This is a genomic window from Pedobacter sp. GR22-10 (genome assembly GCF_026239715.1).
Classification (GTDB): domain Bacteria; phylum Bacteroidota; class Bacteroidia; order Sphingobacteriales; family Sphingobacteriaceae; genus Pedobacter.
In genome coordinates this window covers 617,937-631,204 of record NZ_JAPIVR010000001.1, presented here as the reverse complement: position 1 = coordinate 631,204, position 13,268 = coordinate 617,937, and the positions used below count along the sequence as shown (strand labels likewise).

Annotated in this window: 14 protein-coding genes; 6 read left to right on the top strand and 8 right to left on the bottom strand. The window is 43.7% G+C overall.

The window, feature by feature from the left end; all coding sequences use genetic code 11:
- The first annotated feature begins 21 nt into the window (after positions 1-21).
- Positions 22-1,437, top strand: a complete 1,416-nt coding sequence (locus OQX64_RS02580; RefSeq protein ID WP_265817470.1) for a RagB/SusD family nutrient uptake outer membrane protein — start codon at positions 22-24, stop codon at positions 1,435-1,437.
- Positions 1,438-1,462: 25 nt separating this feature from the next.
- On the top strand, positions 1,463-2,797 hold the full coding sequence (locus OQX64_RS02575; protein ID WP_265817468.1) for a TlpA family protein disulfide reductase: 1,335 nt from the start codon (positions 1,463-1,465) through the stop codon (positions 2,795-2,797).
- 51 nt (positions 2,798-2,848) lie between these two features.
- Here the strand turns inward: OQX64_RS02575 and OQX64_RS02570 are convergent, their stop codons facing one another.
- The 4 genes from OQX64_RS02570 to OQX64_RS02555 form a co-directional block, all read right to left on the bottom strand.
- Positions 2,849-3,136 (bottom strand): hypothetical protein, encoded by a 288-nt coding sequence (locus OQX64_RS02570; protein WP_265817466.1) that lies wholly within the window; start codon positions 3,134-3,136, stop codon positions 2,849-2,851.
- A gap of 57 nt (positions 3,137-3,193) precedes the next feature.
- Positions 3,194-3,682: a MauE/DoxX family redox-associated membrane protein gene (locus OQX64_RS02565; protein ID WP_265817465.1), complete on the bottom strand. Its 489-nt coding sequence runs from the start codon at positions 3,680-3,682 to the stop codon at positions 3,194-3,196.
- A gap of 12 nt (positions 3,683-3,694) precedes the next feature.
- Positions 3,695-5,011, bottom strand: coding sequence for a serine/threonine protein kinase (locus OQX64_RS02560; protein WP_265817464.1), 1,317 nt, complete (start codon positions 5,009-5,011; stop codon positions 3,695-3,697).
- 125 nt (positions 5,012-5,136) lie between these two features.
- A complete protein-coding gene (locus tag OQX64_RS02555) occupies positions 5,137-5,742 on the bottom strand; it encodes a Crp/Fnr family transcriptional regulator (protein ID WP_265817463.1) in 606 nt (201 codons plus the stop codon).
- 291 nt (positions 5,743-6,033) lie between these two features.
- Here OQX64_RS02555 and OQX64_RS02550 point away from each other — a divergent pair, with 291 nt between their 5' ends.
- From OQX64_RS02550 to OQX64_RS02540, 3 genes are all read left to right on the top strand, one after another.
- Complete coding sequence (locus tag OQX64_RS02550) at positions 6,034-6,585, top strand: hypothetical protein (protein ID WP_265817462.1); 552 nt, start codon at positions 6,034-6,036, stop codon at positions 6,583-6,585.
- Positions 6,586-6,833: 248 nt separating this feature from the next.
- Positions 6,834-7,091: a helix-turn-helix domain-containing protein gene (locus OQX64_RS02545; RefSeq protein ID WP_265817461.1), complete on the top strand. Its 258-nt coding sequence runs from the start codon at positions 6,834-6,836 to the stop codon at positions 7,089-7,091.
- 374 nt (positions 7,092-7,465) lie between these two features.
- A complete protein-coding gene (locus tag OQX64_RS02540) occupies positions 7,466-8,206 on the top strand; it encodes a LytR/AlgR family response regulator transcription factor (protein WP_265817460.1) in 741 nt (246 codons plus the stop codon).
- 3 nt (positions 8,207-8,209) lie between these two features.
- Here the strand turns inward: OQX64_RS02540 and OQX64_RS02535 are convergent, their stop codons facing one another.
- Positions 8,210-8,359, bottom strand: a complete 150-nt coding sequence (locus OQX64_RS02535) for a hypothetical protein (RefSeq protein ID WP_265817459.1) — start codon at positions 8,357-8,359, stop codon at positions 8,210-8,212.
- 91 nt (positions 8,360-8,450) lie between these two features.
- Here OQX64_RS02535 and OQX64_RS02530 point away from each other — a divergent pair, with 91 nt between their 5' ends.
- A complete protein-coding gene (locus OQX64_RS02530; protein ID WP_265817457.1) occupies positions 8,451-9,545 on the top strand; it encodes a sensor histidine kinase in 1,095 nt (364 codons plus the stop codon).
- 266 nt (positions 9,546-9,811) lie between these two features.
- Here the strand turns inward: OQX64_RS02530 and OQX64_RS02525 are convergent, their stop codons facing one another.
- The 3 genes from OQX64_RS02525 to OQX64_RS02515 form a co-directional block, all read right to left on the bottom strand.
- The gene (locus OQX64_RS02525) at positions 9,812-10,189 is read right to left on the bottom strand and encodes a carboxypeptidase regulatory-like domain-containing protein (RefSeq protein ID WP_265817456.1); all 378 of its coding nucleotides are present in this window, start codon (positions 10,187-10,189) and stop codon (positions 9,812-9,814) included.
- Between the two features lie 19 nt (positions 10,190-10,208).
- Complete coding sequence (locus tag OQX64_RS02520; RefSeq protein ID WP_265817454.1) at positions 10,209-11,756, bottom strand: hypothetical protein; 1,548 nt, start codon at positions 11,754-11,756, stop codon at positions 10,209-10,211.
- Positions 11,757-12,139: 383 nt separating this feature from the next.
- Positions 12,140-13,066 carry an alpha/beta fold hydrolase gene (locus OQX64_RS02515; RefSeq protein ID WP_265817453.1) on the bottom strand — a complete coding sequence of 309 codons (927 nt, stop codon included), beginning with the start codon at positions 13,064-13,066 and terminating at the stop codon, positions 12,140-12,142.
- Positions 13,067-13,268 lie beyond the last annotated feature (202 nt).

Below are 13,268 nucleotides of genomic sequence, written 5' to 3'. Positions count from 1 at the left end.
TCATCCAGAAAAAAGAAAAACATGAAAGCCAAAATAACCCCCTACAATAAAATGCATCACCTCCTGCCGGTGCTGATCCTGCTCAGCTTTTCCGGCTGCAAGAAGTTCGTCGAAATTGACCCGCCCATCAACCAGATCACCAGTGCATCCGCATTTTCTACCGATGCAACCGCGACAGCGGCCATCGTCGGCATCTACAGCAGACTGAGCCAGAGCGGAATCATCAAAGACATCACCCCATACAGCAGCATGTACGCAGATGAGCTCACGAACTATACCGAAGGAAACGCCAGCGAATTCGCCAAAAGCCAGCTTACCCTGGCCAACTCGCCCAGCCTGAACGCGCTATGGTCCGCCGGTTATCAAAACATTTACCCGGCCAACCTCGCCATTGAAAAGCTCAGCCAAAGCGAATCCCTAAGCCCGGCGGTTAAAACCAGTCTCAGCGCAGAAGCTAAATTCCTCAGGGCTTACCTTTACCTGCAACTCAGCAACCTCTTTGGTGATCTTCCCCTGATTGAGCAGACCAATTACACCCAAACCAGCCAGCTGCCCAGCACTTCCCGCGCCCAGTTGCTTCGTTTCATCATCAGCGACCTTCAGGAGGCCGCAACGATACTCCCAGACCGCGTCGATCCCGAAAAGATCCGGGCAAACCGCTGGTCCGCCAAAGCCCTGCTGGCCAGGGCATACCTTTATGACGGTCAATACCAATTGGCTGAAAAGGCGGCTAGTGAAGTGATCGAAAGCAATAAGTACAGCCTGGCGGGTGATCTGAACAAAGTATTCCTGAAAAACAGCACAGAAGCCATCCTGCAGCTTTACCCCACCCAGGCCAATCAAAATACCCTGGACGGGCCGAGCTTTCTCCCGGCTACCGCCACAGAAACACCAAAATACTACCTGACAAATAGTTTGCTGAATGCTTTTGAGGCCGGAGACCTTCGCAAAACTGCCTGGATTTCTTCCAGAACATTCCTGGGACAAACCTATTATTATCCCAGCAAATACAAAGTGATCAATAGCGCGGTACTCACCGAATACCAGACCATCCTGCGCCTGTCCGAGATGTACCTCATCCGCGCAGAAGCCCTGATCCAGCAGGGACAGATTTCAGCGGGCATCAAAGACCTCAATACCATCAGAAAAAGGGCCAGGGCCGGCGCTACCAGCAGCCTGCCCAACCCCCTACCGGATTTAAGCCCGGGTCTTAACCAGACAGAAGCATTACTGGCTGTGGAAAAAGAAAGAAGAATGGAGCTGATGAATGAAATGGGCCACCGCTGGATCGATCTGAAAAGGACCGGACGGGCTGGTGCCGTCTTAGCACTGCTAAAGCCAGCAACGTGGAAAGAATATGCCATCAACTGGCCCCTGCCCGATGAACAATTGCGTTTAAACTCCAGCCTTACCCAAAACGAAGGATACACTAAATAAGTAAAGTTACCCTAAAACATCATTTATGAAAAACAGACCATTCCATATTCTCGCGCTTGCGCTGCTCCTTGGCATCAGCCTCTCGCTATCTGCCCAGCAAAAGCCAGCGCAGTTTCTAAAAATCGGCGATACCCTGCCTGATATCGACATTCAATATACCCAGAATGGGAAACTCCAAAAAATCAACACCCAATCCTTGCGGGGAAAACTCGTGATCCTTGATTTCTGGAACATCTGGTGTTCGGTCTGCATCAGCGCCATGCCGGAGATGGCCAGACTTCAAGACCAGTTTCCTGGTGAGCTCAAAATATTCACCGTCACGGATAATACCCCCCAGCAGATTGCTGATCAGTTCAGGAAAATCGCAGAAAGACAAGGCAAGCAAACCCCTGTCCAGGGCATACCCGTAGCGCTATCCTCGGTTACCAGCGATACCGTTCTGCACCGGCTATTCCCTCACCGGGCCGTTCCCCATCACATCTGGATTAATGGGGAAGGTAAGATCTGCTACATTACCTCCGGCGGCGATACCAACGAAGAAAACATCCGCGATGTATTGAAAAATAAATCACTGAATGTGGTGGAAAAAATCGACACCGGAAAGTTTGATTTCGATGTCCCGCTTTACCAGGAGGGCAAGGGCCGACAACTCAAAAACCTGAAATACTATTCCATGCTCTTTAAGCAGGCCCGGGAATTTAGCAATTCCCGCATCATCTGGCAAAGAGATACGCTTCAGGAGACCTACCGCTTGAGTTGCTATAACTTCACTTTATTTGACCTCTATCAGCAGGCCACAAAGGATACTTACCAGCGGACTTTCTTCTCGCCCAAAAGAATCATGCTGGAAGTGGCCGACACCACGCAATTTTACTGGCCTAAAGATCAGTCCAAAGCCGGAAGATGGGCGCTGGAAAACCTCTATTGTTACGACATGAGGATTCCTTTGAAAGATAGTACAAGCGCTGGAAAAATGATGTTTGAAGATTTAAACCGCTACCTGCCCTACCGGGCAAGAATCGAAAAAAGGAAAAAGAAATGCCTGGCGTTGGTGAGAACCGGGAAGAAAGACCATTTAAAACCTGAAAACAAGACCAGCGGAGCGCTGGCGGGTAAAAACCGAAAGACCTTTAAGATGGAAAATGAGCCCCTAAGCAGCTTAATTTATAACGGTCTTGGCGCCTATGCCGGCCGGAGCCCGCTTCCACTGGTAGATGCTACGAATTTTAAAGGAAAGGTCACCGTTAGCCTCACCGATAAGCTAAATCTTGAGGCGATCAGATATGATTTGCAAAAGGCAGGATTCGATCTCATCGAGCAGACGCTCGACATTGATATGCTGGTTATTACCGACCGTTAAATTCAGGCACGCCTGGATAGGCGTGCCTAAAATGATCAATTCAGCTACGCATTAATTTGCTTTATTGGCAAACACCGTAATGTTAGCTAAATCAGGGTGTGCTGCATCACCCGATTGCGGCTCAGCCAGGATGGCGCAACGAACATTGCCACCACTGCATTCAGTAGGTGCACTGGCGGTTGCCGTGTAAGATTGCGGATCATCCTGATCCGTTCCATCAAAGCGGTACCATTGCGGCACCAAATTAGCATGACCACTTTTTAATGATGAAGCGTAAGTGGCTACGCTTCCGCCTACAGCTGTTACAGCCACAAGCATTCCGAAAATTAACTTTTTCATGTTTATAAATTTTGGTATTGTGTTTTTACGTCATATTTCTTTTTACAGGCCATGACTTTACCTGCTTCCTCGCGAGAATATCTTGTTGATCGCCCTGAGTTTCTTGTCCGCGAGGATTCCGGCGAAACCCAGTAAAATAAAACCAATATTGAAAATGACATGCTGGGGCCAGCTCAGCCCCGAGATCACCCCACCGCAACTGCAGGGCAGTTTACTCTTTACCGCAATATGATAGCTCAGATACAGGGTAAATAAAATCATTAACGAAAGCGAGCACCAGAGCCCGCGGATCCTGCTGGCAGGAAAGATCAGCAGCAAGCCAAATAAAATTTCTGAAAAAATCACTGTTAAAGCGATCAGCTCATGCCATTCCCCGATCACAGGAAGATCGCTGAGTACCTTCAGGAAAGAAGGGTAAGTAATGAGCTTACTAAAGGCGGTATAGAAAAAAAGCAAAATGTGACTATAGACCGCAAAATCAATAACCCGCTCGTGCCAATTGCCTGGTTTATTGCTGCGCGGATGGTTGGAAAGGGTAGTTTGCATATGTTTGATGTTTTAGAAGTAATCCTCAGACCCGGCGTTTATCCTGACTGGCATGTTTTCCACGACCGCCTGTAATTCTGATAGTACGGGTCGCTGGTCCGGATCAGCCTTCAATCCGCGGGCAATGACCTCTGCAAGCGCCTGGTCTTCGGTTTTGGCCAAAACAAAGGCCTTTAGGTACGCATTGTCCTCCATCCGGAATTCCCTGGGTTTGATGCCAGTAAAGCAACTCAGCATTAAGGCTGAGAGTCCATAGATGTCTTCTTTGACCGTGGGGATCTTGCCTAAATTTTGTTCCGGGGAAATAAAACCAGGTGTACCGAATCCAAAAGGAGGCAAAGGATATTGTCTTTGCAGATCAAAGGCCAGTTCCCAGTCGATCAAATACACATCACCCTTTTGATCCAGCAGGAAATTCGCTGTGCTCAAATCCCGGTGCAACAGTCCCCGCAGGTGTACTTGCTCCACCATTGATAGGATCTTGACCATAGCAGCAATCAAGCGAAACCGCTGCTGCCTTTTCAGCATTGACCAATCCTTTCCGCCATACACTTTTTCAATCACTTTGCCCATGGATTGACCTGAAACCCTTTCCAGGACCAGATAGGTGTTGCCATTCTCAGTGAACAGCTCCAGAACCAGGGGAACAGCAATGATGTCTTCCAGGCGATTAAGCAATGCTGCCTGCCATTTCAGTCGATCCCCCATATCCCGCAGCGCAGCATCACAAATCATCAGCGCTTTTCCTTCCTTGATGATGCAGCGTTTTGGACAAAACCACCCCGATAGATACAGTGCTTTAAGCACCTCCCCTTTGGGATCCTTCTTAAGCGAGGAAAGCACCAGGTATTTTCCCGCCAATACCTGCACTTTTGGTTGGTCAGGCTTCAATCCGGTGACTTCGCGATCGATATAGACATGACCGGCCAGCCGGCACTTGCCTGGGACAACAGGGCCCCGAAAGCCTGTGAGCACCGGCCCGATCAGCGAAAGGAAATTATCCAGATCTTTTGGAATTGGAATCATGAGCACTTTTCCGACATGGGCTGCTCCTGCCAAGCCATTCAGGATGGTGATAGCTGATTGCTCATCCTTAACCACGGCAAAACTGATCTGCTCGCTCGCCAGTACCGGAATCAACTGGCTAAGGAAAGCAGGAATCTGACTGACCACTACAGAAAAGTACATCTTATGGGTTTCAGTGGTGATCCTGTCTCCGCAAAGGAGATAATAGCCATCCAGCTCCCAGCTCAGCCCGTGATCTAAAAGGAGTTGGCTGAAATCAACATTGGAAACCGGACGAGATAGGGCTGGACTGGAGTGCGTCATGTTTTTTAGATTAAGCAGTTTTCGGTGTGATTAAACAATAGCTAATTTCGCCATCAGCCAAAGCGCCTGACATCCCAAAAAGTATGCATCTGCACATTTAAAAAACAATTACTTCAATAGGATCATCAAAGCCGCCCCTGATGGATTAACTTCATGCGCACGTTTCGCAGGGTTTGCACCCCGATCAGCAAGTAGGAAGCAATGTCTATATCCAGCAATAATCCACCTGTAAGAAATTCCGGATAATTCTGATAAAAGGACAGAATCACTTTCTCCGCCCGCTCTTTTAGCAGCAGCAGACGAAGCTGTTCAGCTTCCGCATAATCCGCCATAATGATCCTGGCCACCTTTTCTGTTCCATCGAAACGCCGAAAAATCTGCAAGACATCCGCATGGCTCATCAGCAGCAGATAGGTGCCGGCAAGAGCCACCAGTTCCAAATCAGAGGAGGTCTGGCGGGTAAAACTTTTGCTGAGCAGAATACGGCCACTTCCCTGAATCCCCAGCAACTGCCTGTCCCCCATTTCATCAAAGCCATAAATTAGCAGAAAACCGGAATAAACAAAAACCGCATCCCGGACTACCCTCTGGTGATCGTAAAGCACCTCCTTTGCGGCAAAAAAACGGGCACGTACTTTCTCCAGCAGATAAAAATGCAGCGCCTCAGGCTGGATTTTATAGCTACACAGGATAGCAAATAATTTTCTTACAGGTTCGCGGTTATCCTTCATCACTGAAAAGTTAATGTAGAAAGCCAGGACCTGAACTGATCAGCCTTCCCGGCAGACCGATTATCGTCAGCAGCACCGAAACCAAAGAACCGCCTTGGTCAAATGCTCAAACAGCGTGGCCAAACCTGCTGATCTGCCAGAAAAATCCCATACCGGTACGGTTAAAAATGCGCATGCCATGGGCTTTAGTTCCTTCACGAACAACTCATACGGCAGAGGGGGACAATTGGGGTTGCTAATCCAGCAACTTGACAGCTTTCCAAAAGCGCCTTTCTTTGCATAAAAAAAAATATGAAAACTGAACGTTACCTCAGGGCACTCGCCCGGCATCATGAGTTGCCCTTAGGCCTGGCCAGCTACCTCACCGTTGCCCTGCAGGAATTCAAGTATAAAAAAGGCACTTTAGTGAATGCGCAGGAGCTAAACGACCTGTATATCCCCTGTATCGACAGCGGACTTGCCATGCTTTGCTCCAAAACCATCGCGGGCCAGGAAGTAGGTGTACATGAATTCTATGCAAAGGGTGATTTTCTACCGGCCTTACCGCCAGCTGATCCGGCACTGGTTCAACAAGCAAAGCTGTTATTTTTAGAGGATACAACCCTGCTCGCGCTTGAAGAAAAGCATTATACCTTTTTGCCGAAAGTGTTGATCACCATCAGCTTAATCTACCGGAAAATCAGTACGGGCTCGCTTAGCAGGCAAATCAACAAAGAAGCCGTCCTCCAGATCAAAGCGGGAGAAAAAAGATTGGAAGCCTTTTGGCATTGCAGGCCGGAGCTCCGTGGCCGGATCGAGGAAAAATACCTGGACCGCTACCTGAGGCTCAACGATGGAGATTAGCCACTGGCTTACCGCACGACAGCATCCTTGTCATGAACAACGAGCTGAAACCATATCTATGGGCGGTCATCACACAAACAGGGCAACCCAAGTAAATAATCGCCTAAATCATTGAACTATGGGTAAAATGCTGCCCTGTTTTTGCTCTTACCTGAAGTAAACGTATCAAAAAAAATTGAAAATGTCAAGTAATTACCTGACATCTTAAAATAAATAAAATTTGACATTGGACGACTCAAAAGTTATCCATGATCAGTGAGAAAGAAAGAGAAATCCTGAAAAAGTTCGGCGCACACTTAAAGAAACTCAAGGAGGACAGAAATCTATCTTACCGACAACTTTATGCCAATAGCGGCGTCAATACCGGGGAGATTATCAAATACGAAAAAGGAGAAACAGCACCGGATTTTATTACCCTCAAGCGCCTTGCAGTAGGTCTCAAAATCCATCCCTCAGAACTGACAAATTTTGATTACGGAATTGATTTCCAGGCGGGCCTCGACTAAATTAATCCAGTAACGAATCTTGTGTCCCAACAGGCTGTTCTATCGAAACATCACGTTCCACTATTCTGCGAATACAGTCACCCCCTTGCTCAAAAACTTAACCTAACACTATCGAACCCTTTGTTGCTTTTTTGTACCATCTGAACTGCGAAAGCTGTAGGAAGATATTACAGACCATCATAATTTTACTGCAATAACCGGATGGCAGTAAGGTAAGCTAAAAGATCATTCCATTGGCCAGCGAAATCCTCATCAACATTTCATTAGCTTGCTTATTTGATTCATTTGGTCACACCTGAATACCCATCCTTTTACAAATACACCCCTTAAAGGAATATTTCGTAATTTAGGGCTAGCCTAACTCATTGAATCTTATGGAAAAAACTATTCCTTGTCTCATCATTGATGATGAAGCCGGCGCGATCAATACCCTGAACGACTACATCACCGAGCTACCAGGCATCTCGTTAAAAGGAACCTATACCAAGGCCATCACCGCATTAGCAGCATTAATCCGGGAAACCGTCCCGCATTTGGTCTATCTGGATATCGACATGCCAGGTATGTCGGGAATCACGCTGGTGAAGAGTCTGAAAGATTCTCCGCATCACATCATCTTTACCACCTCGCATCCAGATTATGCTATCGAAGCATTTGATTTAAGGGTCAGACACTATCTACTCAAACCATTCGACCTCTCTGAGTTCGCGCAAAAAACCAATGTGGTCATCCAGGAATACTTCCAACCCCACAGGATTGATACGGAAACCGATGAGGCTTTCATGCTTAGAAAAAACCCGGAAACAAAAAGACTCATCAAAGTGCTTAAACGGGACATTATCTATATCCAGGGGGCCAACAACCACATCCATTTTTATACTACAGGTGGTGATTACTCTGTATATATGACCTTTACAGAAATAGAAGAGCGTTTAGCGAACGATCTAAAGTTCTACCGCGTTCAACGCTCGTATATCATCAACTCGGATCAATTGGACGAAGTAGAGGGGAACACCTTATACCTGAAAGGTTATCAGGTGATCATGTCCCCCAACTATAATGCTAGTTTCATGGACTGGTTTAAACAGGTTTATCTGAAAACCCGCCGAAAATAGCTTTCACTTTTTGCCCAAATTACCATCGTGCGTGGTGGTAATGATGGTCAAGGTTGTGGTGGTGGGATCAGTGGTTTGACGATCCCTTTTTGCTGCTGAGCGGAAAACAAACACGGTTTTCCTACTCAATTTTGGAGTATTGATTGCTTTCATTCCGGAAAACTAGCCGTACTGACCGCCCTAAAAGATCGCCCGTGGCCAAGTCCTCAGTTCCCTTGGTGAAAGCCTTAAAAAGAAGGAAAATATGAAAACATTATTTAGAAAATACCGCTGGCATCCCCTGCTATGGGCACTGTTTGCTGCTTATGAAATTATTTCCATCTATACGGTACATGATAAACTGGCTAATTTGGAAAACTATTTAGTTCACTATGCCATCAATATTTCACTGGCCTACACCCTTTCCGGCTGGATTCTTCCATTTAGTTTGGGAGGAGACAGACGGCGGATAATGACATTGGCCATAGCCATACCCTTCGCACTGATGTTATATTTGATGGCAAGCAACTTTGCCGACAGGCTCCTGGGCTATATCAGCGAGGCTGATTTTTTTGCAAGCGCAGGTCTTGATGAAATTTTTATTGCGGCAACAATATGGCGGGGGATTTATTTCATGGGAATAGGCAGTACTGTTTTTCTTTTTCAAAACCGGGTCACCATACTCCAGCAAGCAGCGGAAATGCAGCAAGCTGCATCGAACGCGGAAGTGCAAAAGTCAAAACTCGCGCTGGAACTGGCCAATGCCAGAAATGCCTACCTGCAAGCACAGATCAACCCACATTTTATGTTAAGCAGCCTGAGTTACATTTATGACCATACCAGAAAGTCAGCACCAAGGATTGCGCAGACTGTGCGTTACCTTTCCAAGCTCTTAAGATATGCCCTATCAAGTGAACGCGGACCAGAGAAAATAAATATCAGTGAGGAAATTGAACAGGTGGAAAACCTGCTTAAGATTACCCATATCAAAAAGCATAACTCCTATGTTCGGTTCGACTGCGAGCCCGGCTGCCAAAAAGCACAGATTATCCCATTTGTTTTATTGTCCCTGGTCGAAAATATGCTTAAGCATGGTGATCTGAGTAACGCTACTATCCCGGGCAGCATTTTAGTTTTCAGACAGGAAGAAACCTTAGTCATTGAAACCAAGAACCTGAAAAGTGACGGCATTAATGATACCGGACTGCATACCGGATTATTAAATATTCAGCAGCGTTTGACACATGTCTATGGGAACCATGCCTCCATCAGCTACTTTTCGGAAGGTCAATATTTCCTGACAGTAGTGCGCATTCCCTTTGAAAATTATTCGTCACTTCAAATACCATCTTCCTTTTAAGTGGATAGGAAATTGAATTTCATCTGTTCAGTTCATGTTACTACAATATGCATAATCAAGGCTGTTTGACAGACCTTTGATTTACCGGAAGGGAGCACATGCACTGGATACAATCTCGCAAACTGCAGAAAAACGGTGAATAATTAAAGATCTCTAGAGAGCAACCAAGAAATAGCACATAGGATTGATTTATACATAAAAAAGCTGCCTCATTTAGTAAGACAGCTTCTTAAGGTTTTAATTTATCTACCAGAAACTATGGATGATTAGTTTATAGTTCTCTCATTAGATTCTTTTATTACAAAATCTACAACTAAAGAATCACCCTTTACCAGGTTAAGCGATTTGGTTGATGAAAGCAAATAGCCAATGTAAGAAGCACGTAAAACAAATTTTCCTGGTTTGAGTTCTAATTTGTACTGCCCATCCCGATCGGTTCGTGTCAAAAATGTAGTATCAGTAGATTTTATGGCCACACCTGGTAAAGTTCGATTATTCCTTTCTGTGTCATACACAGTTCCAGTAATAACTACTTTATCGCTTTTGGTTTTAAATAAAGATTGACTATATGTACCTTGACGGTTTATCGAACAGCCAACTAAACCAATGTATATTATTGTTATAAACAAAAATTCTTTTTTCATAATTATTTTATTTAAATATCTAACATCCGGATGGTGTTCCCTTACCTGCCTGAGGTGTTCCAGTTCTATCCGTACCATACTGCTCAGCAACTATAGTATCCAGAATTCTATTTTGATCCGAAACACTAAGGCTCTTATATGCCGGCGTTTGTTCTAATCCTCCCCAGGCCATATCACTGTAGAATTGATTCTTCTCTTCAGGACTGGAGAAACTATAATTATGCATATCACCATATTCTCTCAAACCAGCAGCTATATCATTTTTGAATTCAATCGTCATTTCAATATGCTGCACATCATTTAGAGTTGGGTGTTTTTGTTTTTCCCATTCTACTAACATATCTGGATAACTTAGTTGAGCAAGAGCTGGATTATTTGCAAAATACGATACAAGATAAGCATGTACCGCTTCATGAAGCAAAGTCCTTGCTAATGCTAGATCAGTACCATTTTTATATTTCGCTATATCTATTGTGGTACTGGCCCCCCCGGTGGTTTTGTTTGTAGAACCATTTACATAATCAGGTAAGGTTCCATTTTTTAAATTCCAAGTATATCCTGGCACCTCGCCGGAAAATTTTTGAATCATTGCCACTACCGATCCTTGGCTTTGGTACATAAGTGAACTCAATACTGAGGACGCACAGGGACTTAATTCAGCCAGGTTAATTCTTTGATTGAATTCCTCGGTTGTTGTTCCTGAATCTCCACCACCACCACCAGTGCCTCCGCCGTTGTCTCCAGGGTCTGTAGGTGGGTCCGGAAACCATTGATCCTCACATACAGTAACCTCGCTGGAATCAACTAAACTATAATTACCTCCACAATTTCCTTGTGGCCAATTACAATCGGGGCTATAAATAATATGAACTGTACCCGAATTACAATTAGTTGGTCCATCGGAAGCGAATTTACAGAATTTTAGTTCTGTTCGACATATACTTTCCCAATATGAAATACTCCCTGGTTTAGTGATAGATTGTTTATTCAATGCAAGCATTTTTTTCTTTTGGTAACCTTGACTGACCTTCCCGTCGACGTAATCTAACAAATAACTTTTGCCATTTTCAAAATTTGTTAAGAGCAGATTACCGGTAAAGTTATCGATGGCCAACTCAGATGTTTCTGTATTTGCAGAAGAGATAGACTGATAGTAAAATGCTTTATAAAATTCCTTTTCATTTTTTACCATTAAGTAATTTGCAGATCTAAGCTCACTTATCTTTTTTGGTTTATTATTTTCTGTTACATATGCTACGAGTGGAAAAAACACATAGGAAACTGTATCATTTACAATTTGTGACCTGGGGTGTTCCCAATCTGGTACCCAAGAGTATTTCTGGTTAACATTAGCTATTAGCCTCTGATCAAATTTAAAGCTATAATACTTTTCTTTAATTGCACTAAGCCTTTTCAAATAGTCTGGCGAATTTTTAGATAGGACGGTATTATTTTCATCCACTGGTGCTAACCCTTTATCTTTCTTACAGGATATAACGATAAGTGTTAACATTGACACTAGGAATAAGTAACGCCTCCATTCCGATAATAATAGTTTTTTTTTCATATATATATATATAGATTTAAGGTTAAGTTCAAAGAAGATGGTACCGATGCGTCATATATTTACATAAATAATTAGTATGATGATACAAATTATTCTTCATTTATATTACATGTTTTATATAAATATACATACTTAATTATTATATAAGTAGTGTGCGAAATAAATTGTGATAACTGTCTAAAACAAAATGGGACAAAAAGATGGGTAAACTGTTAATAAAACAAATGATGATGAACGTTCTTAAAAAACGGTGAATTTTTGATAGGTATTCAGATTCGCCTTTAAATTAGTCTCACAAAACGAAGAAATAAAAAAACTACAGAAAAAATGATCAACGGTATTTAGATACTATTTAGCGAGATTCTAGCAATCTTTATGCTCTGTTACATCATAAACTTCTTGATGTCATCAATAAACCGTTGTTGCTGATCCACAAATGGATAATGTGAGCAGTTATCTATAAGATCAAAGCGTTTGTCCCCAATAAGCTGTCGAATGTCGGCCAATTGCTTCCTGGAAAAAATCTGGTCCTGCCTTCCATAGATGCCGAATAGTTTTACCTTCGTTTTCTGAATGCCAATCAATTTTTTTTTGATATCAATATTTACTTGCCTTTCGTTTTTATAGAAAAGCAGTGGGGCTTTGTCATTGCGGATGTTAGTCCTTCCATACTCGCTATTTTGGTAGTGCAATTCTAGCTGCTTAGATTCTGAAGTAGGATAAGGCATATTGAAATAACCATATGTAGAAGCAAGATCGTAGCAGAGTTTGCGATAGTCTGCACTTCTACGGTCTAAGGAGCTGATAAGAGAAATACTCCTCAAGGAAGCGGTATCTTCTTTTGCTCTCGCAAGTTTCGTGATACTCCGCAAAATATGATCATAAGTTTCTTGTTGGGAGAACAATGCGTCAACTAGTATTAGTCGTTCAACTTTTTCTGATCGGGCAGATGCATAAAGTGTGGCAACGATACCGCCAAAACTATGACCAATTATTGAAGTCTTCTCTATTTTATACTTTTCCATGAGCTGGTCAAGATCATTGATGGCCTCGGTAAAAGTAATTGCTGCTGAAGAGTCGATGGATCGTCCTTCGCCTCGGCGATCATAAACAATGACATAGTACCCCTTTTTAGCAATTAATCCTGCGGTTGTGCCTTCAAACAACGTTGCATTGCCTCGTGGTCCTCCATGGATAAAGATTATAGAGGGATTTTTAGGATTTCCATAGGCTTTGGAGTAAATCTCCTGGCACTGAGCCAGGCTGTTTAACAAACTGAAAACAAACAGCAACAAAAAGGGATACCTCATTTTAAATATTGTCTTAATTCGGCTGGAAGATAATATATTTTTTGAATTAGAAGCATTTTCTCATTCAACGGTGATTTCTTGAAATACACTTTGTTTCAATACACAGCTTGATTCGTTTCAAAAAACGAAGGAATGATTCGTTAATCTATTTTCTCTCAGTTGTATTTTAATTAAATGCTAATTACGCCAACGAGGAAAACGA